Source organism: Buttiauxella noackiae (assembly GCF_000737905.1).
GTDB lineage: Bacteria > Pseudomonadota > Gammaproteobacteria > Enterobacterales > Enterobacteriaceae > Buttiauxella > Buttiauxella noackiae.
This window is the reverse complement of sequence record NZ_JPRU01000003.1, coordinates 227,202-253,603: the sequence shown is the minus strand read 5'-3', so window position 1 is coordinate 253,603 and position 26,402 is coordinate 227,202. Positions and strand designations below refer to the sequence as shown.

Annotated in this window: 24 protein-coding genes and 1 pseudogene; 16 read left to right on the top strand and 9 right to left on the bottom strand. The window is 49.7% G+C overall.

The features are described 5' to 3' along the window. The first annotated feature begins 1 nt into the window (after nucleotide 1). The 3 genes from IX31_RS17040 to IX31_RS22500 all read left to right on the top strand — a co-directional run bounded on the left by IX31_RS17040 (nucleotide 2) and on the right by IX31_RS22500 (nucleotide 3,760). Entirely contained in the window at nucleotides 2–2,455 is a 2,454-nt protein-coding gene (locus IX31_RS17040; protein ID WP_034460548.1) for a fimbria/pilus outer membrane usher protein, read from the top strand. Further along, nucleotides 2,446–3,399, top strand: coding sequence for a fimbrial protein (locus tag IX31_RS17035; RefSeq protein ID WP_034460547.1), 954 nt, complete (start codon nucleotides 2,446–2,448; stop codon nucleotides 3,397–3,399). The genes IX31_RS17040 and IX31_RS17035 overlap by 10 nt, the downstream gene beginning before the upstream one ends. A gap of 103 nt (nucleotides 3,400–3,502) precedes the next feature. Further along, on the top strand, nucleotides 3,503–3,760 hold the full coding sequence (locus IX31_RS22500; protein WP_241767201.1) for a hypothetical protein: 258 nt from the start codon (nucleotides 3,503–3,505) through the stop codon (nucleotides 3,758–3,760). Between the two features lie 50 nt (nucleotides 3,761–3,810). On the opposite strand, the gene IX31_RS17030 is transcribed toward IX31_RS22500, so the two are convergent. Beyond that, nucleotides 3,811–5,202: a M24 family metallopeptidase gene (locus IX31_RS17030; protein WP_034460546.1), complete on the bottom strand. Its 1,392-nt coding sequence runs from the start codon at nucleotides 5,200–5,202 to the stop codon at nucleotides 3,811–3,813. Nucleotides 5,203–5,266: 64 nt separating this feature from the next. Further along, nucleotides 5,267–6,316, bottom strand: a complete 1,050-nt coding sequence (locus tag IX31_RS17025; protein ID WP_034460545.1) for an AI-2E family transporter — start codon at nucleotides 6,314–6,316, stop codon at nucleotides 5,267–5,269. 143 nt (nucleotides 6,317–6,459) lie between these two features. Between IX31_RS17025 and IX31_RS17020 the strand changes: the two genes are divergently transcribed. After that, nucleotides 6,460–7,686 carry an MFS transporter gene (locus IX31_RS17020; RefSeq protein WP_034460544.1) on the top strand — a complete coding sequence of 409 codons (1,227 nt, stop codon included), beginning with the start codon at nucleotides 6,460–6,462 and terminating at the stop codon, nucleotides 7,684–7,686. Here IX31_RS17020 and IX31_RS17015 read toward each other — a convergent pair whose 3' ends face one another. Both IX31_RS17015 and IX31_RS17010 read right to left on the bottom strand, forming a co-directional pair. After that, the gene (locus IX31_RS17015; RefSeq protein ID WP_034460543.1) at nucleotides 7,687–8,241 is read right to left on the bottom strand and encodes a DcrB family lipoprotein; all 555 of its coding nucleotides are present in this window, start codon (nucleotides 8,239–8,241) and stop codon (nucleotides 7,687–7,689) included. 71 nt (nucleotides 8,242–8,312) lie between these two features. Next, nucleotides 8,313–8,978 (bottom strand): 7-cyano-7-deazaguanine/7-aminomethyl-7-deazaguanine transporter, encoded by a 666-nt coding sequence (locus tag IX31_RS17010; RefSeq protein WP_034460542.1) that lies wholly within the window; start codon nucleotides 8,976–8,978, stop codon nucleotides 8,313–8,315. Between the two features lie 175 nt (nucleotides 8,979–9,153). On the opposite strand from IX31_RS17010, the gene tusA reads away from it, so the two are divergent. From tusA to IX31_RS16990, 4 genes are all read left to right on the top strand, one after another. Then, nucleotides 9,154–9,396 (top strand): sulfurtransferase TusA, encoded by a 243-nt coding sequence (gene tusA / locus IX31_RS17005; protein WP_034460541.1) that lies wholly within the window; start codon nucleotides 9,154–9,156, stop codon nucleotides 9,394–9,396. A gap of 201 nt (nucleotides 9,397–9,597) precedes the next feature. Further along, nucleotides 9,598–10,581 (top strand): TRAP transporter substrate-binding protein, encoded by a 984-nt coding sequence (locus IX31_RS17000; RefSeq protein WP_034460539.1) that lies wholly within the window; start codon nucleotides 9,598–9,600, stop codon nucleotides 10,579–10,581. A 34-nt stretch (nucleotides 10,582–10,615) separates the two neighbouring features. Next, on the top strand, nucleotides 10,616–11,125 hold the full coding sequence (locus tag IX31_RS16995; RefSeq protein WP_034460537.1) for a TRAP transporter small permease: 510 nt from the start codon (nucleotides 10,616–10,618) through the stop codon (nucleotides 11,123–11,125). Nucleotides 11,126–11,139: 14 nt separating this feature from the next. Then, nucleotides 11,140–12,426 carry a TRAP transporter large permease gene (locus tag IX31_RS16990; RefSeq protein ID WP_034460535.1) on the top strand — a complete coding sequence of 429 codons (1,287 nt, stop codon included), beginning with the start codon at nucleotides 11,140–11,142 and terminating at the stop codon, nucleotides 12,424–12,426. A gap of 147 nt (nucleotides 12,427–12,573) precedes the next feature. On the opposite strand, the gene zntA is transcribed toward IX31_RS16990, so the two are convergent. Then, nucleotides 12,574–14,781 (bottom strand): Zn(II)/Cd(II)/Pb(II) translocating P-type ATPase ZntA, encoded by a 2,208-nt coding sequence (gene zntA / locus IX31_RS16985; protein ID WP_034460533.1) that lies wholly within the window; start codon nucleotides 14,779–14,781, stop codon nucleotides 12,574–12,576. A gap of 107 nt (nucleotides 14,782–14,888) precedes the next feature. Then, nucleotides 14,889–15,515 carry a lysoplasmalogenase gene (locus tag IX31_RS16980; protein WP_034460531.1) on the bottom strand — a complete coding sequence of 209 codons (627 nt, stop codon included), beginning with the start codon at nucleotides 15,513–15,515 and terminating at the stop codon, nucleotides 14,889–14,891. A gap of 175 nt (nucleotides 15,516–15,690) precedes the next feature. On the opposite strand from IX31_RS16980, the gene IX31_RS16975 reads away from it, so the two are divergent. Then, nucleotides 15,691–16,047: a DUF2500 domain-containing protein gene (locus tag IX31_RS16975; RefSeq protein ID WP_034460529.1), complete on the top strand. Its 357-nt coding sequence runs from the start codon at nucleotides 15,691–15,693 to the stop codon at nucleotides 16,045–16,047. Between the two features lie 2 nt (nucleotides 16,048–16,049). Here IX31_RS16975 and IX31_RS16970 read toward each other — a convergent pair whose 3' ends face one another. Both IX31_RS16970 and rsmD read right to left on the bottom strand, forming a co-directional pair. Then, on the bottom strand, nucleotides 16,050–16,319 hold the full coding sequence (locus IX31_RS16970) for a DUF1145 family protein (RefSeq protein WP_034460527.1): 270 nt from the start codon (nucleotides 16,317–16,319) through the stop codon (nucleotides 16,050–16,052). Continuing rightward, nucleotides 16,319–16,906 (bottom strand): 16S rRNA (guanine(966)-N(2))-methyltransferase, encoded by a 588-nt coding sequence (gene rsmD / locus IX31_RS16965; protein WP_034460525.1) that lies wholly within the window; start codon nucleotides 16,904–16,906, stop codon nucleotides 16,319–16,321. The genes IX31_RS16970 and rsmD overlap by 1 nt, the downstream gene beginning before the upstream one ends. Before the next feature lie 160 nt (nucleotides 16,907–17,066). Between rsmD and ftsY the strand changes: the two genes are divergently transcribed. The 6 genes and pseudogenes from ftsY to IX31_RS16930 all read left to right on the top strand — a co-directional run bounded on the left by ftsY (nucleotide 17,067) and on the right by IX31_RS16930 (nucleotide 24,370). Next, nucleotides 17,067–18,716, top strand: a complete 1,650-nt coding sequence (gene ftsY, locus IX31_RS16960) for a signal recognition particle-docking protein FtsY (protein ID WP_034460523.1) — start codon at nucleotides 17,067–17,069, stop codon at nucleotides 18,714–18,716. A 2-nt stretch (nucleotides 18,717–18,718) separates the two neighbouring features. Further along, nucleotides 18,719–19,387, top strand: coding sequence for a cell division ATP-binding protein FtsE (gene ftsE, locus IX31_RS16955; RefSeq protein WP_034460521.1), 669 nt, complete (start codon nucleotides 18,719–18,721; stop codon nucleotides 19,385–19,387). Continuing rightward, entirely contained in the window at nucleotides 19,380–20,435 is a 1,056-nt protein-coding gene (gene ftsX, locus IX31_RS16950; RefSeq protein WP_034460744.1) for a permease-like cell division protein FtsX, read from the top strand. The genes ftsE and ftsX overlap by 8 nt, the downstream gene beginning before the upstream one ends. A gap of 256 nt (nucleotides 20,436–20,691) precedes the next feature. After that, nucleotides 20,692–21,546, top strand: a complete 855-nt coding sequence (gene rpoH / locus IX31_RS16945; protein WP_034460519.1) for an RNA polymerase sigma factor RpoH — start codon at nucleotides 20,692–20,694, stop codon at nucleotides 21,544–21,546. An 83-nt stretch (nucleotides 21,547–21,629) separates the two neighbouring features. Next, nucleotides 21,630–22,849, top strand: a pseudogene (locus IX31_RS22960) (IS3 family transposase). A 417-nt stretch (nucleotides 22,850–23,266) separates the two neighbouring features. Next, complete coding sequence (locus IX31_RS16930; RefSeq protein WP_122974048.1) at nucleotides 23,267–24,370, top strand: branched-chain amino acid ABC transporter substrate-binding protein; 1,104 nt, start codon at nucleotides 23,267–23,269, stop codon at nucleotides 24,368–24,370. A 92-nt stretch (nucleotides 24,371–24,462) separates the two neighbouring features. Here IX31_RS16930 and panM read toward each other — a convergent pair whose 3' ends face one another. Then, entirely contained in the window at nucleotides 24,463–24,843 is a 381-nt protein-coding gene (panM, locus tag IX31_RS16925) for an aspartate 1-decarboxylase autocleavage activator PanM (protein WP_034460514.1), read from the bottom strand. A 416-nt stretch (nucleotides 24,844–25,259) separates the two neighbouring features. On the opposite strand from panM, the gene livK reads away from it, so the two are divergent. Beyond that, on the top strand, nucleotides 25,260–26,372 hold the full coding sequence (livK, locus tag IX31_RS16920) for a high-affinity branched-chain amino acid ABC transporter substrate-binding protein LivK (protein ID WP_034460512.1): 1,113 nt from the start codon (nucleotides 25,260–25,262) through the stop codon (nucleotides 26,370–26,372). The last annotated feature ends 30 nt before the right edge of the window (nucleotides 26,373–26,402 follow it).

Below are 26,402 nucleotides of genomic sequence, written 5' to 3'. Positions count from 1 at the left end.
GATGGATCTCTATAAGAAAACGACTATCACTCCATTTTTAGTGCTGGCAAATATTTCATTTCTGCCAATGAGTGCAACCGCAGAGGATGATATTCGTTATACATTTAATAATGCCATTCTGATGGGAAATGCTAAGAGTAATGATCTTAGTGCTTTCGATATAAAATCATTGCCACCAGGGAGCTATAGCGTTGATGTTTATGTCAATGAGCATTGGCGCGGTCGTCACGATGTTATTTTTAATAAAACCAAAGAGGGTGACCTGGCAACCTGTCATTCAGCTTATTTTCTCGAGTCTGTCGGGATTAATACAATTCGGATGAATAAACCTCTTGCTGATGAAAAAAATTACTGTGGCACGATTAATAAATGGGACGTTTACGGTAATGCTGTAGAAACCTTTAATGCCGGGTTGTTGGAATTACGGATGAGTGTTCCACAAGCATATCTGGATAATACCGATAGTAACTATGTGCAGCCTGAGCAGTGGCAGCAGGGGATTCCGGCAATTAATCTCGGTTATATGGCTGATTACTACTCGATGCAGCAGCGTGACGATAGTCGTTCCAGTTCGGACAGTGCCTGGCTAGGACTTGATATAAGAGCTTCTGCATCAGGTTGGTTACTTGAGCATTTTGGCAGCCTCGACTGGAACAATGACAGTGGAAACCATTATTCCAGTAACCGAACTACCTTAAAAAAGCCATTGATTGGCTGGAAGTCCATGCTCAGTGCCGGGCAATTTTATACCGATAGCCAGTTGTTTGATGGTTTAAGTATTTTGGGGGCATCCCTTGAATCACAGGACCAAATGCACCCGGATAATACGTTGAGTTGGGCGCCAAATATCAGAGGGATGGCGGAAACGAATGCGCGTGTCACTGTTACACAAGATGGAAGGATTATTCATCAAACATCTGTACCGGCAGGACCTTTCTCAATTGAGTCTATTTTACCGGCAAATACCGGTGGCGACTTGCTGGTGACAATTCAGGAATCTGACGGACGTATTCGGCGTTTCTCTGTGCCTTATTCATCAGTGCCACACTTGTTAAAACCAAGTATGAGTCGCTATAACGTTTCGCTTGGAAAAATTGATGAGCAAGATAGCAATGAATCCCCCTTTGCTGCTCAGGCGACGTGGCAGTATGGCCTAAATAACTTTGTATCGCTCTATTCAGGTGCTACAGGATTTGACCATTACCAGTCGGCATTAGTGGGGGCTGGGTTGAATACCTTTTTTGGCGCTTTTGCTCTCGACATTACGCAGTCACGCTTTAATTTCGATAATCAGGAAAACCACGGGCAGGGTTACCGGCTGACCTACAACAGAACCCTACCATTGTCGCAAACCTCATTTTGGCTGGAGGGAAAATTCAATGCGAAAAATTTCTATGGACAGCGTGATGCTTTTGAACAGCAAGACAGTGGTTTGGAATACGCCGTATTACGCGAAAAACAGTCCTGGTCATTAAGCCTGAGTCAGCCTTTTCAGGATGGATGGGGATCATTAAATATCTCTGGTTCGATTAATAAATACTGGGAACAGCAGGATAGTTATCAACAATATTCTGTGGGCTACAGCAATAACTGGGGCAATTTAAACTGGACGGTTTCAGTACAGCGTTTATGGAATGAAGATGAATATGGTGGAGTAACGAAAGACGATCAGGTTGCGTTAAACTTTAGTTATTCACTCCCGCGCTCAGACTCTGGGTATACGCAGATATATTCAGACAGCTACAGCAGTAATGGTAAAGCCAGCAATACGCGTATGGGCTTCTCAACCTCAGTTGATGAAGAAAATAATATGATGTTAGGCATTAACGCCGCCTATGACCGTGGTGGAGAGATGGATTGGGGAATGAATGGAACTTATCGTTCACCCTATAGCACTCTTAGCACGACATTAAGCCAGGGCAATAACTGGCATCAGGCAAGTGCGGGTATGAGCGGTTCAATGATTGCGCATAGTAAAGGGGTGACTTTCTCCCCAGAACGAAGCGATACCGTAGCATTGGTTTACGCCGCAGATGCCAAAGGTGCCCGTTTGGATGGTGCGCCAGGAACCCGTTTTGACTCAAATGGTTATGCAGTTATGCCCTGGTTGCGTGCCTGGCGTGTTAACGATGTGGTGATTAACCCAAAAGGCGCGGATGACTCCGTGACTTTTCAGCAAACACAAAGGAAAGTTGTGCCCTTTGAAGGCAGTGTTGCTCACGTTGTTTTTGATACAAAGATAAATAAACAGACCATTATTCATCCTAAGCTTCATAACCAACAGACATTACCTTTTGGCGCAATTATCAAAGACCAGGAAAATAACCATATTGGTTATGTGGGGCAGGGTGGGCTTCTTTATATTGATCAAACCCAATCATCTACGGTGAGTGTTCCGTCGGAAACCGGAGTATGCACAGTTGATATTAAAAGCCAGGAGGCAATATGTCGTTAATTCGTGCAGGAATACCACTGCTGATACTTCTGGTAGTTGGTTTTAATTCCCAGGCTACATGTATCGTTAAATCACAAAAAATGACTTTATCACCGGAAGTACTGACCAAGAGAAATAATCCTACTTTAGGAACAGTGTTAAAAAAGAGTTCTTTCGCTGTGCTGCTTCCACCGTCTCCGGACTGTGACAAGGTTATTAAATTTAGTGCTGATGTTCCGGGTGGGGTATCGAAAATGAAAACTCCTGGAATTTTTCAAACCAATGCAAAAGGTGTTGGTATGAAAATGACTTTAGTAACGTCAAGTGGGCGTAAAATAACATGGCCTTCTAAATTTTCTGCAAGCATATCTGAATTATCTGGTGCCAAAATAATTATCGAATTAATTAAGGCCGATAACGGAGCATTGGTTAGAGGAGGCGCAGGAGATATGCGCTTTGAAATAAATAACCTATTGCAGGGTACACCTCTGATAGATATTTATGTTCCGACCAATTATGTCACTGTCCTGAACCGTTCATGCCAAATTTATGGTGAGAGAACGCGCAATATTACGTTACCCAGTGTCGTCCTTGACCGGTTTAAATCACCTGGTTCTGTGGCAGGTAAAACCCCTTTTGATATTCATTTATCTTGTGTAGCTGATGATAAAGCACCCTCCGCTGTTTTCTTGAAATGGAATGGTCAATTCGGAAAAAAATCGGGTTCTGACGGTGTGTTAAGCAATTTAGTGGTGGGGCGTTCTGCTGCTAAGGGGATCGGAGTGCAAGTGCTTGGTGGTGACCATCAGCCGCTTAATTTTCATGAAATGAAAAAGGTTGAATTGAGAAATACCAAATCCGACAAATACGCCGTTCGATTTTATTCACAGTATTACCAGATTGATGAACAGGTACAACCGGGGAAAATCCACGCCAGCCTGTATTTTAATATTGATTACCAATAAATGAGTGAGACGAAATATGCACGCAACTCTTGTTAGAACCAGAGATCAGATATGGGTATTGCACAATCATCAATTTGGTCATCAAAATCTCACTGCATATGCTGTGTTTGAGAGAGATATTTCCGGGCAAATGACCATAGAACTGGTCATTAATACACAGCGAGGTTCTCAGCGAACCCGGCAGAAAATGTTTGTTTCCTATCAGGCTGGCTGCCCATACCCACTGACGCAACTTTTCTTTACCCTGCAATCAGGTGAATTTGCGCAATTACATATTACCGTCAGAAGCCCGGATGGGCATGTAGTTGAATTCCACTGGACACCTGAACTTGTTCACCAGACCCATTGCCCGAGAAACTAAAGATCCAAAACTCCTGCGCGCGGAAGATATCCGGCGCAGGAATATAAGCATTACTGGCAAATCAGCGCCAAATCTTTATTCAGCAAATAGGGCCGCAAATATCCCACGGTGTTAGAGAGCGGCAGCACGTCCTCATGCAAGTGAATATTCAGTACTTCACGGATGTAATCCCGGCGTGCGCTGATGCGTTGCCATAACTCCGGGTAGAGGGTGGCTATTTTCAGACGTAAAGGTTCATCGGCAAGCGCGATGGTGTCTTCAATACTGGCACCAGCGTAGCCTTTACGTGATGGGATAATGTCGATTTGCAGCAACATTCCACTGGATAAAGGGATATTTGATGCCGGGTAAATCGGCGAGCATAGCCACTCTTCGTCAGCAACTAAGTGACCAGGGTTAAGGTGCCAGTGGTATTCATTTTTTGGCAGGACCTGCTCAATCAGTTCATATACTTCATGGCCTTTGATACCGACGCGCATGTATTCAAGCCAGCTCACGACGGCCTGATAATACGGGATGGCAACCACATCGAGATAATCACTGACTTCATCATGAAGTTCATTCGCCTGGCTGACAACGTATGCTGCACGGCTGGTTAAACCGCCCTTATAACTCACAGTTAATGAAAACTTATCGCCTTTTTGGATCTGTTTATCCGATGGGTACAAGTTGGCATTTTCAAAACGATCGCCCGTAGCAGCAATGGTTACGACGTTATTAGCTTGCCCCTCGGCGGCAAGCAGGGCTGCAATCGACTTTTCCGTTTTACCTAATTCAATTGCATTCAGTGCGGTCAGCGCCGCGCCTGAAGCCAGGTTTGCGCCATATTCGTAGTGCGCAATTTCATTGGCGTTATTAGTTGTCCTGGCTCCCATGCGCGGAGAAATAAACAGATCTGTAGCGTTGAGTAATTCACACGCTGGAGTCAGTGCGCTTTGAAGCGCCAGGAAAATAAAGGTGGGGATATCAAACAGAGACTTATTGTTGTCGTTGATGCCAGTGAAAAGCTTCCAGCCCGCTATACCAACACGCTTTTGCCCACGAAGCCCGGCTTGTTGCAACACTTCGCTTAGTGAAAGTGTGGTGTCCATTGGTTGGTTTGGCAGTGAAAACCACGGTGCATGTACCACAGTTGCTGGAATTCTGGAGTGCTGTGCAAGTTTGAGATTTTCATTGCCGAGAACCAGTACCGCCTCACCGCTTTTATGCAGTACCAGCAAGCCCTCTTCAAAACGCGGAATGAAACCGGTCAAATATTCAAAATTCCCACCATGCTCTTTATCGGCATAAACGACGAGCGAATCCAAGTTTTGCTGCGCCATTCCCTGCAAAATTTTGCGCAAACGCTCCTCAATAGTCTGGTTATTTAGCACCACGCTTGGGGTATTCAGGTAAATTGCTGGCTGCTCTATGGCGGCAAGTGTGATTGTTGGCTGCGGCATGGGTGAGTCACTCCTTTTTCTTTTCCCGGGTGAACATTAACTTATCACCCGGGAAATTAAGAACCTATCCCGGCAACCGACTTTTTGGGCGCCCTTGCCCAAGCAGCACTGCAAGTTTTGCGCCTCCCTGAGTGGTTTCCATCAGAATCTTACATACGCTGGTTAGCGGCACTGACAGGAGCATACCCACCGGGCCGAGCAGCCAGCCCCAGAACAGCAATGACAGAAACACCACAAAGGTCGACATCCCGAGGCCGCGCCCCATCATGCGTGGTTCGAGGATATTCCCGAGCAGCATATGCACCGCAAGGAACAGCACGCCAACCAAAATCATTTCATAGGTACCGTTAAACAAAAACGCCTGAATCATTGGCGGAATAGCGGAAATAACCGAACCGATATTGGGGATGTAATTGAGCAAGAATCCCAACACGCCCCACATCAATGCAAATTGCACGCCCAGCAGTTCGAGGCCAAGCCAGATAATCAGACCGGTCCACAGGCTGATGAGCGTTTTTAGCGCCAGATAATGCGTCACACCTTTGAGTGCGCGGTGCAGGCTGGCGATATGAATTTTCGGGTTGGAAAGGGCGAAGCGCAGTTTGTACGGAACGTGGCGCACTTCGAAAAGCATAAATACCACAGTCATCACCAGCAGCAGAATACTGGCCATCGCGCCAGAAAGTCCGGTCATTAACGTGGTGGCGTAAGACATCACTTTCTCAGAGTCCATACGCTGCAACATGCGTTCAGGTGATAATCGCAGGTGCATAAACGGCAGCATCTTTTCGAGCTCAAACACTTTTTGCGTCAGCATCTTGTTGTACTTCGGCAGCATATCGATGAATTCAGACATGGATGCCGCCAGCACACCGACCACCATCGTCAGTACGACGAGCATCGCAAACACGACCATCGAAATTGCGAGCGGGCGGTTTACTCCTCGACGAATCAGCCAGGTGACCAGCGGATTGAGCACAATGGCAAAAAATAGCGCGAGCAATAGCTGCACGATAATGTCTGCCGCAGCATGAATCCCGGCAAGAATAATCACCAGCGCTGAAAGCTTTATTAGAATATGTAGCCCGGTTTTATCGGGTTCTGGAGAGAGCATGGAAAAATCCTGAAAAGGAAGAATTCTCTAAGTGTAGCGCTTCGTTTATTTCGCACCCGCAGGGCAAGTCTGAAAGTCTGTTGCTGAAATGTGAATCTCGACGTGTATATACTGGGGAACGCTGTTTTAAAAGTGAATGCCCGATGCCTGACCTCACTCCTACCCCCGCATTAAGCAGTTTCCGACTCAATCTACAGATTGTCTCTGTAGTGATGTTCAACTTTGCAAGCTACATGACCATTGGCCTGCCACTGGCTGTTTTGCCAGGTTACGTTCATGACGTGATGGGCTATAGCGCATTTTGGGCCGGGCTTGTGATAAGCCTGCAATATTTCGCCACGTTGCTAAGCCGCCCACATGCCGGGCGCTACGCAGATATTCTTGGCCCTAAAAAAATCGTCATTTTTGGTTTATGCGGCTGCTTCCTGAGTGGGGCGAGTTACATGCTGGCGGCGCTTGGCAGTGCCTGGCCGTTGGTGAGTCTGGTGTTGCTTTGTATAGGACGCGTCATTTTAGGGATTGGGCAAAGTTTTGCCGGAACCGGTTCAACGCTCTGGGGCGTGGGTGTCGTCGGGTCGCTGCATATTGGGCGGGTGATCTCCTGGAATGGCATTGTGACCTATGGCGCGATAGCGATGGGCGCTCCGTTGGGCGTGCTCTTTTATCATCTCGGCGGGCTAAAACTGTTAGCTGGAATTATTATGGCAGTGGCACTGGTGGCTGTGTTGTTGGCACTTCCACGTCCGGCGGTAAAAGCCAATAAAGGCAAACCGCTGCCGTTTCGCGCGGTGCTAGGCCGCGTCTGGCCTTATGGTATGGCGCTCGCTCTCGCATCTGCCGGTTTTGGTGTGATCGCAACTTTCATCACGCTGTTTTACGACGCCAAAGGCTGGGACGGTGCTGCTTTTGCGTTAACACTCTTTAGTTGTGCGTTTGTGGGCACTCGCTTACTTTTCCCGAACGGGATTAACCGCTTCGGCGGCCTGAATGTGGCAATGATTTGTTTCTCGGTCGAGATTATCGGTTTGCTGTTTGTAGGGTTTGCCGTTGAGCCGTGGATGGCAAAAGTAGGCACATTCCTTACCGGTGCGGGTTTCTCGTTGGTGTTCCCGGCGCTGGGCGTGGTGGCGGTGAAAATGGTGCCGCAGCAAAACCAGGGAAGTGCACTTGCGACCTATACCGTATTTATGGATTTATCGCTGGGTATTACCGGGCCGTTCGCCGGGTTAGTGATGGCTTACTCCGGTGTATCGGTGATTTATCTGGCGGCAGCAGTGCTGGTTTGTATCGCATTGCTGATGGCATGGCAGTTAAAAAAACGGCCTCCGGTTGAGCAACCGGAGGCCGTGTCATCATCACAGCAACAATAGTTATTTGATGGTGATGGTATTAATGATGTTCTCAGCGGCAGTTTGCGCCAGTTGCTGATTATCCGCAGGCAGTGTGATCTGCATGGTTAACAGTTGGTTATCTACTTTACCCAGGATAACAGATGAGTAAGCTGTCTGGCCTTTTGCAGAGATAATACTGTCAAGTTGTTGCAGCGTGTGGCCTTTAATCTCAATGGATTTATTGGTCACGACTTGCAGCTGCGGGTCTCGAGCACGTTGTTGTTCTTCAAGACGTTTTGTCAAAGCTGCCAAATCGTCAGGCGTATTGTCACCGACAATCACAATGACTGCTTTCTGACCCGTAGCATCAGAATATACGTGCATGTTGTTTGCCTGAGTGCCCAATTTACCGCTCTGGTCGGTCATATCGGCGGGCAGTGCAAAGCTTATTTTCCCGTCCAGCAGGCTGACCGGCTGACCGGCTGCGCTGCTTTGCGCCGCAGGCGTAGTAGCCGTTTTGCTGTCGTTGTTATCGCAAGCGGCCAGGCCTAATACCAGCAGGCCGATACCGACATATTTTACCAGGTTACCCATGACTTCTTCCTTTACGTTAGCAAGCCTTTGCGGCCTTCTACGCATCTTATCACAAGATAATTCAACCACCGTCAACCCGGCTGCAACGCCGAACTTTCAGACTTATCTGCCAGACGTTTCAACAACATATTCAGCAAAACACCGTACATCGGCAGGAAGAATACAATGCTGATAAGCACTTTAAAGCAGTAATCTACGATGGCGATTTCGACCCAATGCTGCGCCATAAACGCATCCGGGCTGCGCCAGAAAGCAATAAAGAAGAAGGAGAGGGTGTCGCTGACGTTACCCAGGAACGTTGAAGCCGTTGGCGCAAGCCACCAGTGGCGGCTCTGACGCAGGCGGTTAAACACGTGCACATCCAGAATCTGCCCTAACGCATAAGCCATAAAGCTGGCGGCGGCGATACGGGCGACGAACAGGTTGAAGTGCAGTAACGCGTCAAACCCTTGCCAGGTGCCCATATAAAATAGTGCAGAAATGGCGTACGAAATAATCAGCGCGGGCATCATCACGGCAAAAATAATGCGGCGTGCGAGAGGGGCGCCAAAAATGCGTACCGTCAGATCAGTTGCGAGGAAAATAAACGGAAAACTAAACGCGCCCCAGGTGGTATGGAAGCCAAAAACCGAGACCGGTAATTGCACCAGATAGTTGCTGGAGGTGATCACCAGCAAATGGAATAGCGATAGCCAGAACAGCGCTTTAGTGCGCTGAGTAGAATTGAACTGCGTCATTTTGTAGCCTTTTTAGTGAAAGGGGTGAGGGAACCCTGGTCTTTTTTAAAGCGGGGGCGATGATACTGCTTTAGCCCCGCTTTGCAATGGTTAATTTTAACGCAATCGTTCACGTGACTTGCACGAGAATCTTCCCGGCGTAAACTATCGCGGTTTGTTAATTGCGAGTTTTCTCATGACCGATCTTTTTTCTAATCCTGACCACACTCTCGATGCCTTGGGCCTGCGCTGCCCCGAACCCGTCATGATGGTGCGTAAAACAGTCCGCAATATGCAGGCTGGCGAAACCCTGCTGGTGATTGCTGATGACCCGGCAACTACCCGCGATATCCCTGGATTTTGCATTTTCATGGAACACGAACTGCTTGCCAAACAAGTGGAATCATTGCCTTACCAATACCTGTTGCGTAAAGGCTAATAACGCCGCGCAAGCCCTCTGCTCCCCGCTTTGGGCTTCTGAACCCTCTTTGCATCTCTAATGAACCCCAATTTCATTTTTTGTCGCTTTTTGTGAAGTGCTTCACCCACGCTTTTCTCCACGTAGTCTAGTTTTTAATCGACAAATTAAAACATTGTTTTACTTCCTACCTCACATTTCTACCTCTGCTGGAGCGACACAATGAAGAAGACCTTTCTGCCTGCTTTTGCTGGTTTATGTCTGTCTACCGCGTCAGTTCTGTTTGCACATTCTGCACTCGCACAAGTGATTAAAGCCGCTGACGTTCACCCGGAAGGTTATCCGAACGTGGTCGCGGTGCAGCATATGGGCGAAAAACTTAAGCAAGAAACCAATGGTGATTTAGAGATTAAAGTGTTCCCAAGCGGTGTGCTTGGGGATGAAAAACAGATGATCGAACAGGCGCAAATGGGGGCGATCGATATGATCCGCGTTTCGATGGCGCCGGTTGCTGCGATCCTGCCGGATGTTGAAGTCTTTACCCTGCCGTACGTATTCCGCGATGAAGACCATATGCACAAAGTAATCGACGGCGATTTAGGGAAAGAGATTGGCGACAAGCTGACGAATAACCCGAAATCTCGCCTGGTGTTCCTCGGCTGGATGGACTCTGGCACACGTAACTTGATTACCAAAAACCCGGTTGTAAAACCTGAAGATCTTAAGGGGATGAAAATCCGCGTTCAGGGTAGCCCGGTCGCACTGGCAACGCTTAAAGACATGGGCGCAAACTCGGTCGCGATGGGCGTGAGCGAAGTGTATAGCGGTATGCAAACCGGCGTTATCGACGGCGCTGAAAACAATCCACCGACATTTATTGCCCACAACTACATGCCGGTCGCCAAGAACTACACGCTGAGCGGCCACTTCATCACGCCAGAAATGCTGCTTTATTCCAAAGTGAAGTGGGACAAACTGACGCCTGACCAGCAGCAAAAAATTCTTACCCTGGCGCGTGCCGCGCAAATGGAACAGCGCCAATTATGGAATGCCTATAACACACAGGCGCTGGAAAAAATGAAAGCCGGTGGCGTGCAGTTCCATGAAATCGACAAAGCCTGGTTTGTGAAAGCGACGGAGCCAGTCCGTAAAGAATACGGCGATAAACATCAGGACCTGATGAAAGCTATTGCTGATGTTCAGTAACTTTTGCCGCTAACGTTTTCGTGGAGGACATCCTATGTCCCAACGCTATTCAGACTTGATGGATAAAGTTTATTTGCTGGCGATGTTTGTGGCGGGGCTATCTCTGCTGGTGATGACTGTCATTATTCCGATTGGAATTTTCTCGCGCTATGTCCTTAACCGTGGGGAGTCCTGGCCGGAACCTGTAGCGATAATCTGCATGGTGACCTTCACGTTCATTGGCGCGGCGGTAAGTTACCGCGCCGGTTCACATATTGCGGTTAACATGCTGACAGATCGTCTGCCGCTTGCGTGGCAGACGTTTTGCGCACGTATCGTCGACCTGCTCATGCTGATCATCTCACTGGTGATGTTCTATTACAGCTTCTACCTGTGTGCAGATTTATGGGAGCAACCTGTTGCCGAATTCCCTGTTCTCACTTCTGGCCAAACCTATCTCCCGCTGCCTGTTGGCGCGATTTTATTGATTCTGTTTGTTGTCGAGCGATTACTGTTTGGCTCTCAAGAGAACCGCCCGGTAGTGCTGCTTGGTAATCATGGTTAAGACCAGGGGATAACATGGACGCATTTATATTATTAGCAACACTCGCGGTGCTGCTTGCAGTGGGTATGCCTGTGGCTTTTGCCGTTGGGCTAAGCGCCATTGTGGGAGCGCTATGGATAGATTTGCCGCTAGAAGCGATCATGATTCAAATCACTAGTGGGGTGAATAAATTTACCCTGCTGGCGATCCCGTTCTTTATCCTGGCCGGGGCGATTATGGCGGAAGGGGGCATTGCCCGTCGTCTGGTCAATTTTGCGTATATTTTCGTTGGGTTTATTCGCGGCGGGTTGTCGCTGGTGAATATCGTGGCGTCCACTTTCTTTGGCGCGATTTCCGGATCGTCTGTGGCGGATACGGCATCTATCGGCAGCGTAATGATCCCGGAAATGGAGAAAAAGGGTTATCCACGTGAATATGCCGCTGCGGTGACTGCTAGTGGATCGGTACAGGCGATTTTGATCCCACCGAGCCATAACTCGGTGATTTACTCTCTGGCGGCGGGTGGCACAGTTTCTATTGCTACACTGTTTATCGCCGGGATCTTGCCAGGTTTGCTGCTGGGTTTCAGCCTGATGGTGATGTGCCTCGGGTTTGCTCATAAGCGCGGTTATCCGAAAGGTGAACGCATTCCCTTCAAACAAGCGTTAAAAATTTTCTTTGATGCGCTTTGGGGCTTGATGACGGTGGTCATTATTCTCGGCGGGATTTTAACCGGGGTCTTTACCGCAACCGAATCGGCGGCAGTGGCCTGCGTGTGGGCGTTCTTCGTGACCATGTTTATCTACCGCGACTACAAGTGGAACGAACTGCCAAAACTGATGTTCCGCACCGTAAAAACAGTCTCTATTGTGATGATTTTGATCGGTTTCGCGGCGGCGTTCGGTGCGGTCATGACTTATATGCAACTGCCTTCGCGCATCACCGAGTTCTTCACTTCGCTATCTGACAACAAGTACGTGATTCTGATGTATCTGAACATCATGCTGCTGCTGATTGGCACGTTGATGGACATGGCGCCGATTATCCTGATCCTCACGCCGGTACTCTTACCGGTGACGAATTCACTGGGTATCGATCCGGTTCACTTTGGCATGATCATGATGGTGAACCTGGGCATCGGTTTGATTACACCTCCGGTCGGTTCGGTGCTGTTTGTCGCCAGCGCGGTGAGTAAGCAGAAAATCGAAGTGGTGGTTCGCGCAATGTTGCCGTTTTACGCCATGCTGCTGTTGGTGCTGGCGATGGTGACGTATATCCCGGCGGTTTCGCTGTGGTTGCCGCATACTTTGGGGATGAATTAACTCGCCCTAATCGGTGGATGACGCAGTCGCTTATCCACCCTACGAACCGGGATTTTGTAGGTTGGGTAAGCGCAGTGCCACCCGACATTAACTCGACGTTCAAGAAGGTTGTTACAAATGCCCAGCCAAAGCTGGCCGGGCATTTCATTATTTCTTCCGCAGCAACCGCAAAGCATTGGCCGTAACCAATGCCGTCGCACCTGAGTCGGCTAATACCGCGAGCCACAGGCCAGTGATCCCTAAAAGCGTGGTCACCAGGAAAATCCCCTTCAGACCCAACGCGATCGTGATGTTCTGGCGAATATTGTTATGCGTGGCTCGTGCCAGGCTAATCATGCTAGCCAATTCCGTCAGACGGTTATGCGTGAGAGCTGCATCGGCGGTTTCAAGCGCGACGTCCGTGCCACTGCCCATCGCAATACCGATAGTTGCGGCCTTCATTGCGGGAGCGTCGTTGATGCCGTCGCCGACCATCGCTAACGGTGCACGGGCGTTGAGTTCATTCACCGCACTGACTTTATCGGCAGGCAACAGGCTTGCACGATAATCCATTCCTAATTCCTGCGCGATGGCTGCTGCTGCACGTGGGTTATCACCCGTTAGCATCACGCTCTGAACCCCGAGGTTGTGCAGTGCTGCAACTGCCGTTTTTGCATCACTGCGTAAGGTATCGCGTAAAGCCAGAATGCCAAGTAACTGGCCTTGTTGTAAGAGTGCAACTACCGTCTGGCCTTCGGCTTCAAGATGAGTGATTCGCTGCTGCCAGGCCGTACTAAGCACGGTATTTGCGAGCTTACCCGGCGCACTTAATAACAATGTTTCGCCATTAAGTGTGGCTTCCACGCCAATACCTGCCAGCGCCCAGTGTGCACTGGTGTCGGGCAATTCCAGATTGCGGTTTTGCGCTTCACGCACAATCGCCTGGGCAAGGGGATGCGACGATCCAAGCTCTACGGCAGCGGCCAGTGCCAGCAGATCGTTTTCGCTAAGTTCGCCATTTACTTCAATGGCTGTCACTTGTGGTTTTCCGGCGGTTAACGTGCCGGTTTTATCAAAAGCGATATGCTGAATTTGCCCGAGGCGTTCGAGTGCTGCGCCGCCTTTAATTAATGCCCCACGGCGAGCCGCCGCCGCAAGCCCTGAAGTGATTGCGGCAGGAGTGGAAATCACCAGCGCGCACGGGCAACCAATCAGTAATAATGCCAGCCCTTTATAGATCCACTCGCCCCAACTTTGCCCAAACAGCAGCGGAGGAATAACCGCCGCAAGTAGTGCAATCGCCATAATAATTGGCGTGTAAATCCGGCTGAAACGGTCAATAAAGCGCTCAATCGGGGCGCGGCGCTCATCGGCCTCTTCAATTAAACGCAGGATGCGGTCAATTGCGCTGTCGCCGGGTTCGGAAATGACTTCGAGCTGCACCAGTCTGTCGACGCTGGTGCTTCCTGCCGGGACTTTTTCATCTTGCTGGCGCTCGACCGGAATGGACTCGCCGGTTAATGCGCTTTCATCAAAGCTGGCAAATGGGGTTAACAAGCGGCCATCGGCAGGTAAACGCCCGCCCGCCGCTACTTCTATGATATCGCCCGGGCGTAAATCAGAGAGCGCGATGCTTTCACGTTCACCGTTACGAATACGAGTCGCCACTTCTGGTTTCAGCGCCATCAGGGCGCTCACACCACGGCGTGCGCGATTGGCGGCATAGGATTCCAGACGCTCACCAATTAAGAACAACAGTAAAACCATCGCGGCTTCGGCGGTCGCCCCGATAAACAGTGCGCCAATAGCGGCCACGCTCATCAACGTTTCGATGGCAAACCAGTTACCGCTGCGCATCAGACGCACCGCCTGACGAGCGATCGGCCACAGTCCAACCAAAGTGGTGACGATAAACGCCATATTGCCAAACGGGTGATTAAACTGCTCAAGACCCCAACTCAGCGCCATCATGGCTATCAGTAAGATGAGCGGTAAATTCTCATGCCATGAAGAGGTTTTTGGTGCCGGAGCTGTGCTGTTACGCAAAGTGTATCCTGCGGCTTTGACCGCTTTTTCAACGTCCTGACGAACGTCTCTTTCGGCGCTGACCAGCAGTTTTTCTGTAGAAAACAAGACCTTTACATGCTGCACATCAGCAACCTGTTTTACAGCGTTTTCAACTTTGCGGGCGCAGGCGGCACAGTCCATACCGTTGATAACCCAGCTATAACGTTCACCGCTTTGAGGGAGCATCTCCGTTTCCGGAGCGACGGTAGCTTCGCTACAGCAATCATTACCCTGGCATGCGTCTGTTTTTATCGGCAATGGGCTAAGTTTTGCCTTCGCAAATTGTGGTGTTTTTGGGGAGTTGAGCATATGCCCTCCTGGGTAATGATAATGTTCTCATTACGCATGTTACTCTCTGGAGTTGACTCCAGAGTCAAGAGGGAAATTTGAGGGGCGGTAACAACCGCCCCTCAAGGTCAAATATATAACGCGCGGACAATCATAAAGTGACCGGCAAAATAGCAGGCCGCGGCGATGGCGCTATCACCTGTGAAGCGGCGGCGGTAATGGCTACCCAGCCACACTATGTTGCCCAATAGCAGCAGCGTTGCGCCAATAAAGCCTGAGAAACTCGGACGTGTTGGTAGGAAGAAATAGAGCTCACCGGCCAGCCATACCATCACCAGCGTCATGCCAATAAATGTCAGAATCGGCCAACGGAAGGTTTCGAGGCGTGTCCAGATTACGGCGGTCAGTAGCGCACCAATTACCAGCAAAATTAGAGGCAAAGGCCAGAAGAAACTGAACGTCATTTGGCTGGCGAAATAGAGGGTATACAGCAGGTGCGACAGGAAAAAGGCCCCGATTGCATACAACATGCGCTGGGTTGGAAGCAGGGTGAGAGCGTCACCGAGCAGCGTTGCCGCAAGCCCCGCGAGGATCAAATAGCCTGTCGCGTTGAACATCGGCGCTTGCCAGGCTAGCAGTAATAACAACAAAAGCGTGACAGGTTTGAAGACCCAGCGTTGCCAGGTTGGGCCACGGTAGGAGGCGTCAACGTATAGCCACCCGGAAAAGAATACAGCGATGAAAGACCAGAGCATGGCGGATCCCTTTTCCTACCCCTCATCCTGCAACTCGAATGCTGAAGGGTATTGAATTAAATTTATCGTACTTAAAGCACGACTCTATTGTCAGTCTAGTGGTTAACGTCGATAGATGACAACGCCACGACGTGCAGGGTATTCTTAAAAGTGCCTGACAAATCGAGATAAATCTATGAGTAAAATGCCACTTTTCTTCATTGCTGTTGTTGCTGTCATCATCGTGGCGGCATCGTTCCGCTTTGTGCAACAGCGTCGTCAGAATGCTGAAAATGATGCGGCACCCGTGATGGAAAGAAGCGTGTTGGTGGCGACAAAACGTGAATCGCCAACCACCGATCGTCGTTCACGACAACGCCAGGTGACACCTGTCGAAGATATCTTGCGTTATGAGATTTGGTTTCGCCCACAAAGTGGCGGGCTGGAGCTAAAAATGCGCGTGACGGCAGAGCAATATCATTCGATGAGTGTGGGAGATAAAGGCATGTTGCAGTACAAGGGGACGCGCTTTGTTGGCTTCATCCCCGAGTGATTTTATTTGCCCTGACGCAGTTTCTTCTGCCAGACCAGCAGTTCAAATACTCCAAAGATAAAAATTTTAATCTGCTGAGCACGGCTGAGCGGCGGGCTGCCTTTCGGTTGAGTCGATTTCAGTAACGCTAACTGCATGCCGTGCATCAACACGGTAAAGATTAGCGCGACGTTCACGAAAATATTCAGCGGGCGTGGGAATGGATGGAAAATATTCAGTAACAAAAATGCCCAGACGCCCAACATTAGCAACCGGCCTATATTAATCAGCATCACTTCGCTCCTTGAACTTCACGACTATATAAACGATATGCGACCTGGCCTGCGACTTTTTCACGATGCAGCGACCAGTTTGCTGGCACCGCAGGCATTCCGTTTTCAACTTCGCTTTCTACATAAATCAGCGCTTCATCTGCCAGCCAGTGGTTGTTTTCCAGCAGCGCGAGTGTGTTGTCCAGCAACCCCTTACGGAACGGCGGATCAACAAACACAACGGTATGCGGCTCGCCGGGTTGCGCGAGGAAATTGAGTGTGTTGGTGTTCACTACCTTTCCATTGGTCGCTTTTAATGTGACGAGATTTTTTTGCAACTGCTGTGAAACGTTACGATCCATCTCCAGCAATGTGGCACGGCTCGCGTAACGCGACAAGGCTTCAAGTCCCAACGCACCGCTTCCTGCAAAGCAATCCAGCACCGTGGCATCAACCATTGATGGTGCCAGCCAGTTAAACAGGGTTTCACGAACCCGATCCGTAGTAGGACGCAGGCCTGGGCTGTCTGGGACGGGGAGTTTGCGGCCGCGCCATTGGCCTCCAATAATACGGATCTGGCCGGTGCCAGTAGATTGCGGTTTTTTCATGAGACTCACTGCGATGCAATTTCTTGCCGTCTAGTGTAACGGTGTGTGTAAGGCGGGGAAAGTGATAGACTAAGGCATTCATTAGATAATTATTTTCAGTGCCCGTGGCATGCTCAATCGGGCCTGTGCCATGAATTAACAGCGAGGAGTGTGTTCGCAAATGGCGAAAGAGAAAAAACGTGGCTTTTTTTCATGGCTAGGCTTTGGCCAGAAAGAGCAGGCTTCTGAACAAGAACCAGAACAAAAAGTAGCTGAAGAACAACCGGTTGCCGAAGAGGTTGTTGAACAGGTCGTTGAATCTGAACAACCGCAAGCCGCTAAAGAAACTGCCCAGCCAGAAGAGACTAAGCCAGAAGCTCAAACCGAGATTCAGCCAGAGGTTTTGCCTGAAGCTGTGGTGCTTGATAAGCATGAAGAACCTGAAGCCTTCGCTGAAGAGATCGTAGAAGTCACTGAAAAACTCGTCGAAAGCGAAGTGGCTGCGGTTGAACCGGAAATCATTCCAGAACCAGAAATAACCGCGCAAGCGGCGGTTGAACACGAAGAGTTACCGGTTCCTGAAGAGATAGTCACGCCAGAAGCTGTGCAGGTTGAATCGCCAGAAGAGTGGCAGCCTGAGCAAGAACCTGTCCTTGCGGAAACTCCTGTTGAAGCTGTCGTTGAAGTTGAAACGGTTGTTGAGCCCGAAGAGCTTGTTGCGCCTGAAGAAATTGCAGTCGCTCCGGTTGAAGACGCAGTCATTGAAGAAGTTGTTGCTGAAGAAGCGCCGGTAGAGGACGTTGTTGAAGACATTCCTGTTGCAGCCGTTATTGTTGAAGAAGCTGCGGCAGAACTCGAGCCTGAAGAGACTCAGGCCGAAGAAGTCCAGCACGAACAAGAGCGACCAACCAAAGAAGGTTTCTTTGCTCGCCTTAAACGCAGCCTGATTAAAACCAAGCAGAACCTCGGTTCCGGATTTATCAGTCTGTTCCGCGGCAAGAAAATCGACGATGATCTGTTTGAAGAGCTCGAAGAGCAGTTGCTTATTGCCGACGTTGGTGTTGAAACCACGCGTAAAATCATCACCAATCTGACAGAAGGCGCAAGCCGCAAAGACCTGCGTGACGCCGAAGCGTTGTACGGTCTGCTGAAAGAAGAGATGGGCGAAATTCTGGCGAAAGTCGATGAGCCGCTGAAAGTGGAAGGCAAAACGCCATTCGTTATCCTCATGGTTGGTGTTAATGGCGTGGGTAAAACCACTACCATCGGCAAACTGGCTCGTCAGTTCCAGCAGGAAGGCAAATCTGTGATGCTGGCGGCGGGTGATACCTTCCGTGCCGCTGCGGTAGAACAACTGCAGGTGTGGGGCGAGCGTAACAATATTCCTGTTATTGCTCAGCACACGGGCGCTGATTCTGCCTCAGTGATTTTCGATGCCATTCAGGCCGCGAAAGCACGTAATGTCGACGTACTTCTGGCTGATACTGCCGGGCGTCTGCAGAACAAAGCGCACCTGATGGAAGAGCTGAAGAAAATCGTCCGCGTAATGAAAAAACTGGACGAAGACGCACCGCATGAGGTTATGCTCACCCTCGATGCCAGCACCGGGCAGAATGCGATTAGCCAGGCTAAATTGTTCCATGAAGCCGTTGGATTGACAGGCATTACGCTTACCAAACTCGATGGTACAGCCAAAGGCGGCGTGATTTTCTCCGTTGCCGATCAGTTTGGTATTCCGATTCGCTATATTGGCGTCGGCGAGCGTATTGAGGACTTGCGTCCGTTTAATGCGGGCGATTTTATTGAGGCACTTTTTGCCCGAGAGGATTAACCATGATTCGCTTTGAACACGTTAGTAAGGCCTATCTCGGTGGGAGACAAGCGTTGCAGGGAGTGACTTTCCATATGCAACCTGGCGAGATGGCTTTTCTGACCGGCCACTCAGGCGCGGGGAAAAGTACCCTGCTCAAGCTTATCTGCGGTATTGAGCGGCCAAGCGCCGGGAAAATTGCTTTTGGCGGCCATGATATTAGCCGCCTTAAGAGCCGCGAAGTGCCGTTCCTGCGTCGCCAGATTGGTATGATCTTCCAGGATCACCATCTGTTGATGGATAGAACCGTATATGACAACGTGGCAATCCCGCTGATCATCGCAGGTGCCAGCGGTGAAGATATTCGCCGTCGCGTTAGTGCGGCACTGGATAAAGTCGGCCTGCTCGATAAAGCGAAGAATTTCCCGATCCAACTCTCTGGTGGTGAACAGCAGCGCGTGGGTATTGCCCGCGCTGTTGTGAACAAGCCCGCTGTATTGCTGGCGGATGAACCAACCGGTAACCTCGATGATGCGCTCTCGGAAGGGATTTTGCGTCTGTTCGAAGAGTTTAACCGGGTGGGGGTAACTGTTTTGATGGCGACGCACGACATGGGGCTGATATCCCGCCGTAATTATCGCATGTTGACGTTAAGTGACGGCCATTTGCATGGAGGCCTGGCAGGTGAATAAACGCAGCGCGCTCAATCACATAAAGCGCTTCAGCAACAAGCTGGATAAAATCAACTCGCTTAATAAGCTAGGGGATTTAGGTCGCTCGGTGAAAAAACGTGGCAAAGGGCCTCAGTCGAAAAGCAAATCTCTAAAAGGTGGCGTGAACGAACAGTTCCGTTACGCCTGGCAGGGCGCTTTACAAGACCTGCGCAGCAAGCCACTAGCCACTTTCCTGACGGTGATGGTTATCGCCATCTCCCTGACGCTGCCTAGCGTGTGCTACATGGTTTACAAGAACGTGAATCAGGCCGCCACGCAGTATTATCCTTCTCCGCAAATCACGGTTTACCTCGATAAAGCGCTGGATGATAACGCCGCACAGCAAGTCGTTGGCGCGATTCAGGCGGAAGAGGGCGTCGATAAAGTTAACTATCTTTCGCGTGACGAAGCCTTAGGCGAGTTCCGCAACTGGTCGGGCTTTGGTGGCGCGTTGGATATGCTGGAAGAAAACCCGCTGCCTGCCGTTGCGGTGGTGAACCCGAAACTTGATTTCCAGACTACAGACCACCTGAATACCTTACGTGACCGCGTAGCCCGTATTAACGGTGTTGATGAAGTGCGTATGGATGATAGCTGGTTTGCGCGCCTGGCTTCGTTGACTGGCCTTGTAGGTCGCGTTGCTGCAATGATTGGTGTGCTGATGGTCGCTGCGGTGTTCCTGGTGATTGGCAACAGCGTGCGTCTGAGCATCTTTGCTCGCCGCGATACCATCAACGTGCAAAAACTGATTGGTGCAACGGATGGATTTATCCTGCGTCCCTTTTTGTACGGTGGCGCATTGTTAGGGTTCAGCGGGGCATTTTTGTCGCTGATTCTCACCGAAATTCTGGTATGGCGGTTATCTTCTGCGGTGACAGAAGTAGCGCAAGTGTTTGGAACTAAATTCGATCTTACGGGCTTAGGCTTCGATGAATGCCTACTGCTGCTGCTGGTTGCCTCCATGAGTGGATGGTTGGCAGCATGGATCGCAACGGTACAACATTTACGTCGTTTTACCCCAGAGTAAAAATTTTTTGGTATACTTGTTCCCTGCTACGAAGTACCCGTCAGCAGGGGACACGCTCCCACCTCGGTATGTGTTTCTCCTGCCCAGTTTCATAGCTCTGTCACATTTTGTGTGTAATATATGCACAGCTTTACAGTGAACTTGTGGATAACGTCACTGTCTGAGTTTACTGTGGATGGTACGGTTTGGCGCTTGACGTGTTGTCAGGTGCAGCATGGTGTAGCAACCTGTACGTTAGTCTTAAGAGAGGGTTTGAATGACCAAAGAAATGCAAAATTTAGCTTTAGCCCCTGTTGGTAACCTGGAATCTTATATCCGGGCCGCTAATTCCTGGCCGATGTTAACGGCTGAGGAAGAGAAGGAGCTGGCTGAAAAGCTGCATTACCAGGGCGATCTGGAAGCAGCGAAAAGGCTGATCCTGTCTCACCTGCGCTTTGTTGTTCATATCGCTCGTAATTACTCGGGCTATGGCTTGCCGCAGGCTGACTTGATTCAGGAAGGCAACATCGGCCTGATGAAGGCTGTACGTCGCTTTAACCCGGAAGTGGGTGTCCGTCTGGTGTCGTTCGCCGTGCACTGGATCAAGGCTGAAATTCACGAATACGTTCTGCGTAACTGGCGTATTGTGAAAGTGGCAACCACTAAAGCACAACGTAAGTTGTTCTTTAACCTGCGTAAAACTAAACAGCGTCTGGGTTGGTTCAACCAGGACGAAGTGGAAATGGTCGCCAACGAGCTGGGTGTTTCCAGCAAAGATGTCCGCGAGATGGAATCTCGTATGGCGGCGCAGGACATGACGTTCGACATGGGCAACGACGACGATTCAGACAGTGCGCCGATGGCTCCTGTGCTGTTCTTGCAGGATAAATCTTCTAACTTTGCTGACGGCATTGAAGACGACAACTGGGAATCGCACGCGGCTGATAAACTCAGCGATGCCATGTTAGGCCTGGATGAACGTAGCCAGGATATTATTCGTGCCCGTTGGCTCGACGAAGAGAATAAGAGCACGCTGCAAGAACTGGCCGATCGTTATGGTGTTTCTGCTGAGCGTGTGCGTCAGCTTGAAAAGAACGCAATGAAAAAACTGCGCATGGCCATCGAAGCGTAAGTTATTCAACAAGACAAAAAAACCGCCTTCCGTGAACTGCACCCAAAAAGTTGGACACCCAACCGAGTAAGGTGCAGTTTTTTATGAGCAAATATTCTCTTAGCTTCAAACTTCAGGTTGTGAAGCACTATCTTTCCGGTCTGGAAGGGTACAAAGCGACAGCAAAGCGTTTTGGTATCGATCACAGTGCCGTTCGTAAGTGGTCTGCCGTCTGGAAGCTTCATGGCGAAGCCGGGCTAACCATACGACGCTTCACCTACTCTCCTGTCTTTAAAGAGTCCGTCATCCTGTATATGCGTGAGCATCGACTGTCTGTTCGCGAAGTTTGTGCAACATTCTCTATTCCTGCCTTTTCCACGGTTTGTGAGTGGGAACGACTGTATGATGAAGGCGGTCTGCAAGCCCTGACAGATAACCGCCGCAGGAAAAAAACGATGCCGGATACCCCTGGAAATAAATCAGTCAACACGCCTCAAACGCCCCTTAACCCGGACGAACGTGAGGAGCTCGAGCAGCTACGCGTCGAAGTGGCTTATCTAAAAAAGCTTCAGGCCTTACTCAGGGAAAAAAACACGCCAGAACGCGGCAGAAAACACAGGTCGTGAATGAGTTAAGGCCGCAGCATCCCCTGGCTCGTCTGTTAAAAGCGGCGGAGCTGGCCAGAAGTACGTTTTACTGGCAGCTGGCTTGCGCGAAAAAACCGGACAAATATGCTGATGATAAGCATCAGATTTTAGCGCTGTTCCATAAGCATAAAGGGCGATATGGCAAAGCTGCGGGTAATGTGCTGAACCGCCAGTTCAGTGCAGACAAACCCAACCAGAAGTGGGTAACAGACGTGACAGAATTTAAAATTGCCGGGGAAAAGCTGTATTTATCCCCGGTCCTTGACCTGTATAACGGTGAAATCGTGGCGTATCAGATGGAGCATCGACCCGTTCTGTCGATGGTGGACGATATGCTGAGTAAGGCGCTGTCGGTTCTGAGTGAAGGTGAATATCCGCTGGTACATTCAGACCAGGGTTGGCAGTATCAGATGGCGCACTATCAGAAGCGACTCAGGGATGCAGGGCTGAAACAGAGTATGTCACGCAAGGGAAACTGCTATGACAATGCGCTGATAGAAAGCTTCTTCGGCACGCTGAAAACGGAATGCCTGTATCTGGAGGAGTATAAAAGCATCAGGGAGTTACGGGATGCTATTGACGAATATATCTACTATTACAACCATGAAAGAATAAAACAGAAACTAAAAGGCCTGAGTCCGGTAGAGTACCGAACCCAGGCCCAGATAGCCGCCTGATATAAACCGTCCAACTTTATGGGGTCAGTTCATCCGGGGCGGTTTTTTTATGCCCGTCACTTTCCTTTCCCATTGTGAAAAAATTGTTATTCCAAAAACCGTAAATTCGGGTATGTTTTTAACTCGGAGTGCGGCGAAGGCACGCGCGGTGTTCTTAAATCAAAAATAAAACCGTGCCAAAACAACACAACAATTATCCATTAGCATTCGAGTTGCAGGACAAAAGGTTTTTACCTTTTGAACAGCGCTTGCGCTGGCCCCAACGGGGCGAGGCTCTGCCGAGTAACGCGGCCAGGGAGCTTATCCCGATGAACTTACTAAGGTAAGTGATTCGGGTAAGTGAGTGCAGCCAACACCCCCTGCAGCTTGAAGGATGATGGGTAAATACCAATCACAACAAGAATGGGGATTCTCAGGATGAAAATGAAGGGCAAAGCGTTATTGGCTGGTTGTATTGCGCTTGCGATGAGCAACGCGGCATTTGCTAAGGATATCAAAGTAGCGGTAGTTGGGGCGATGTCTGGCCCGGTTGCTCAATATGGCGACCAGGAATTTACCGGTGCAGAACAAGCGGTTGCTGATATTAATGCCAAAGGCGGCATCAAAGGCGACAAACTGGTTATCACTAAATACGACGATGCTTGTGACCCGAAACAAGCCGTGGCTGTCGCTAACAAAGTGGTTAACGATGGGATCAAATACGTTATCGGCCACCTGTGTTCCTCTTCCACCCAGCCTGCGTCTGACATCTACGAAGACGAAGGTATTCTGATGATTACCCCTGCGGCAACGGCTCCTGAGCTGACTTCGCGCGGTTATAAACTGACAATGCGTACTACCGGTCTGGACTCCGATCAGGGCCCGACTGCGGCGAAATACATCCTTGAGCATGTAAAACCGAAAAACATCGCGGTAATTCATGACAAACAACAGTATGGCGAAGGCCTGGCGCGCTCCGTTCAGGACAACCTGAAAAAAGGCGGCGCTAACGTGGTGTTCTTTGATGGCATCACCGCAGGCGAGAAAGACTTCTCCACGCTGGTGGCACGCCTGAAGAAAGAGAACATCGACTTCGTTTACTATGGTGGCTACCACCCGGAAATGGGTCAGATCCTGCGTCAGTCTCGTGCAGCAGGCCTGAAAACTCAGTTCATGGGTCCAGAAGGTGTGGCGAACGTTTCATTGTCTAACATTGCCGGTGAATCTGCTGAAGGCCTGTTAGTCACCAAACCGAAGAACTACGACCAGGTTCCTGCTAACAAACCGGTTGTAGATGCCATCAAAGCGAAGAAACAAGATCCAAGCGGCGCATTCGTATGGACGACCTACGCAGCACTGCAATCTTTGGCGGCGGGTCTGAACCAGTCAGAAGATCCTGCTAAGATCGCGACTTACCTGAAAGGCGCAACAGTTGAAACCGTAATGGGGCCGCTGAGCTGGGATGAGAAAGGCGATCTGAAGGGCTTCGAGTTTGGCGTGTTTACCTGGCATGCTAATGGTACGGCGACCGACGCTAAGTAAAAATTGTCGGGTGGCGCTGGCGCTTACCCGACCTACTTTTGCTCACGTGATCGTAGGTCGGATAAGCGTTAGCGCCATCCGACGCTTAAATCCTACTTCTCCCAACCACCACTCTGTTCAACAAAGCCCAAAGCCCGCATAAACGCCGTCATAACTGCGCGGTCTTCCACGCCGACATCTGCCATCCACCAACCGGCAACGCCAGGATTATCACGAATCACTTCTTCGATCAGATATTGCCCAACCCCACGGCGACGGGTGATTTCACGTACCCGTAGCGAATCTAATGCACCTTCTGTTCCGGCAAGCGTGACGCGAACCGCGCCTAATAGTCTGTCATTAAATTTTGCAGCATAAATTCTGTGAGTATCAGTCAAAGCAAGCGAAGCGCTGGAGTATTCCGGCCAGATCTTAGCAAGATCGATCTCATCCTGAGCACTACACTCAAACAGACGAATGATGGTGAGTTTCATAAGCGAGCTAACCAAAAAGCGGGAAAACCCCGAGTGTAACCAATTTATTTGCGCCAGACGCTTTATCTTTTATCTGTCATATACCAGACGATTAATTTTTGCGTCAAACGTATGCCAGTTCGATAAGCGGCAGATTGAAATATGGTCAGTATAAAACCCTAAAACCTAGTGATTTATTCCGCTCTTTGTATCGCTATTTTATGCTGAAAAAGCTGCTTTTTTTTGTTTAACTATGAGCAAATACAGAATAATATCTTTGCTTAATAGCCTGAAAAATAGAGAGTTTAGCTTTAAAAATTGTAAATTTTAGCGCTAAGCCCTTAAAGGCACTCATAAAAATGGTTAAAGGCTACAAAACGCACAGTGCGTTTTTTGGTCACTATAAAACCACATAATCACGAACAGGAATTGGATCTATGAAAATGAACGCGAAGACATTACTCGCTGGGGTTATTGCGCTGGCGGTGTCTCACGCGGCAACCGCAGCAGACATCAAAGTTGCGGTTGTTGGTGCGATGTCTGGTCCGGTTGCGCAGTGGGGCGATATGGAGTTCAACGGCGCGCGCCAGGCAATTAAAGACATCAACGCTAAAGGCGGCATCAAAGGCGACAAACTTGTTGCGGTTGAATACGACGATGCTTGTGACCCGAAACAAGCGGTAGCGGTTGCCAACAAAATCGTTAACGACGGTGTGCGTTATGTCATCGGCCACCTTTGCTCTTCTTCTACTCAGCCAGCGTCTGATATCTACGAAGACGAAGGCATCCTGATGATCACCCCTGGCGCAACTAACCCAGAGCTAACTGCTCGTGGTTATAAAATGATTATGCGCACCGCTGGCCTGGACTCTTCCCAGGGTCCAACGGCATCTAAATACATTCTCGATACTGTGAAACCGAAGCGCATCGCAGTCATTCATGACAAACAGCAATATGGCGAAGGCCTGGCGCGTTCTGTGCAGGATGGCTTGAAAAAAGGCGGAGCTAACATCGTCTTCTTCGACGGTATCACTGCGGGCGATAAAGACTTCTCCACGCTGGTTGCGCGTCTGCAGAAAGAAAACATCGACTTCGTTTATTACGGCGGTTACTACCCAGAAATGGGTCAGATTCTGCGTCAGGCACGCGCTGTTGGCCTGAAAACTCAGTTTATGGGTCCAGAGGGTGTGGGTAACGCATCGCTGTCTAACATCGCAGGCAATGCAGGCGAAGGTATGTTAGTGACTATGCCAAAACGCTATGACCAGGACCCGGCGAACAAAGCTATTGTTGATGAGCTGAAAGCTGAGAAGAAAGATCCAAGTGGTCCTTACGTATGGATTACTTACGCAGCAGTGCAATCTCTGGCGACTGCACTTGAGCGTACCGGCAGTGCAGAGCCTGCTGATTTAATCAAAGATTTGAAAGCTAACGGTGCTAAAACCGTGATTGGGCCGCTGAACTGGGATGAGAAAGGCGATCTGAAGGGATTTGATTTTGGTGTATTCCAGTGGCATGCCGACGGTTCGTCATCTGTTGCGACGAAATAAGCAGATCGGTAATTCTGGGTCATCCCACCT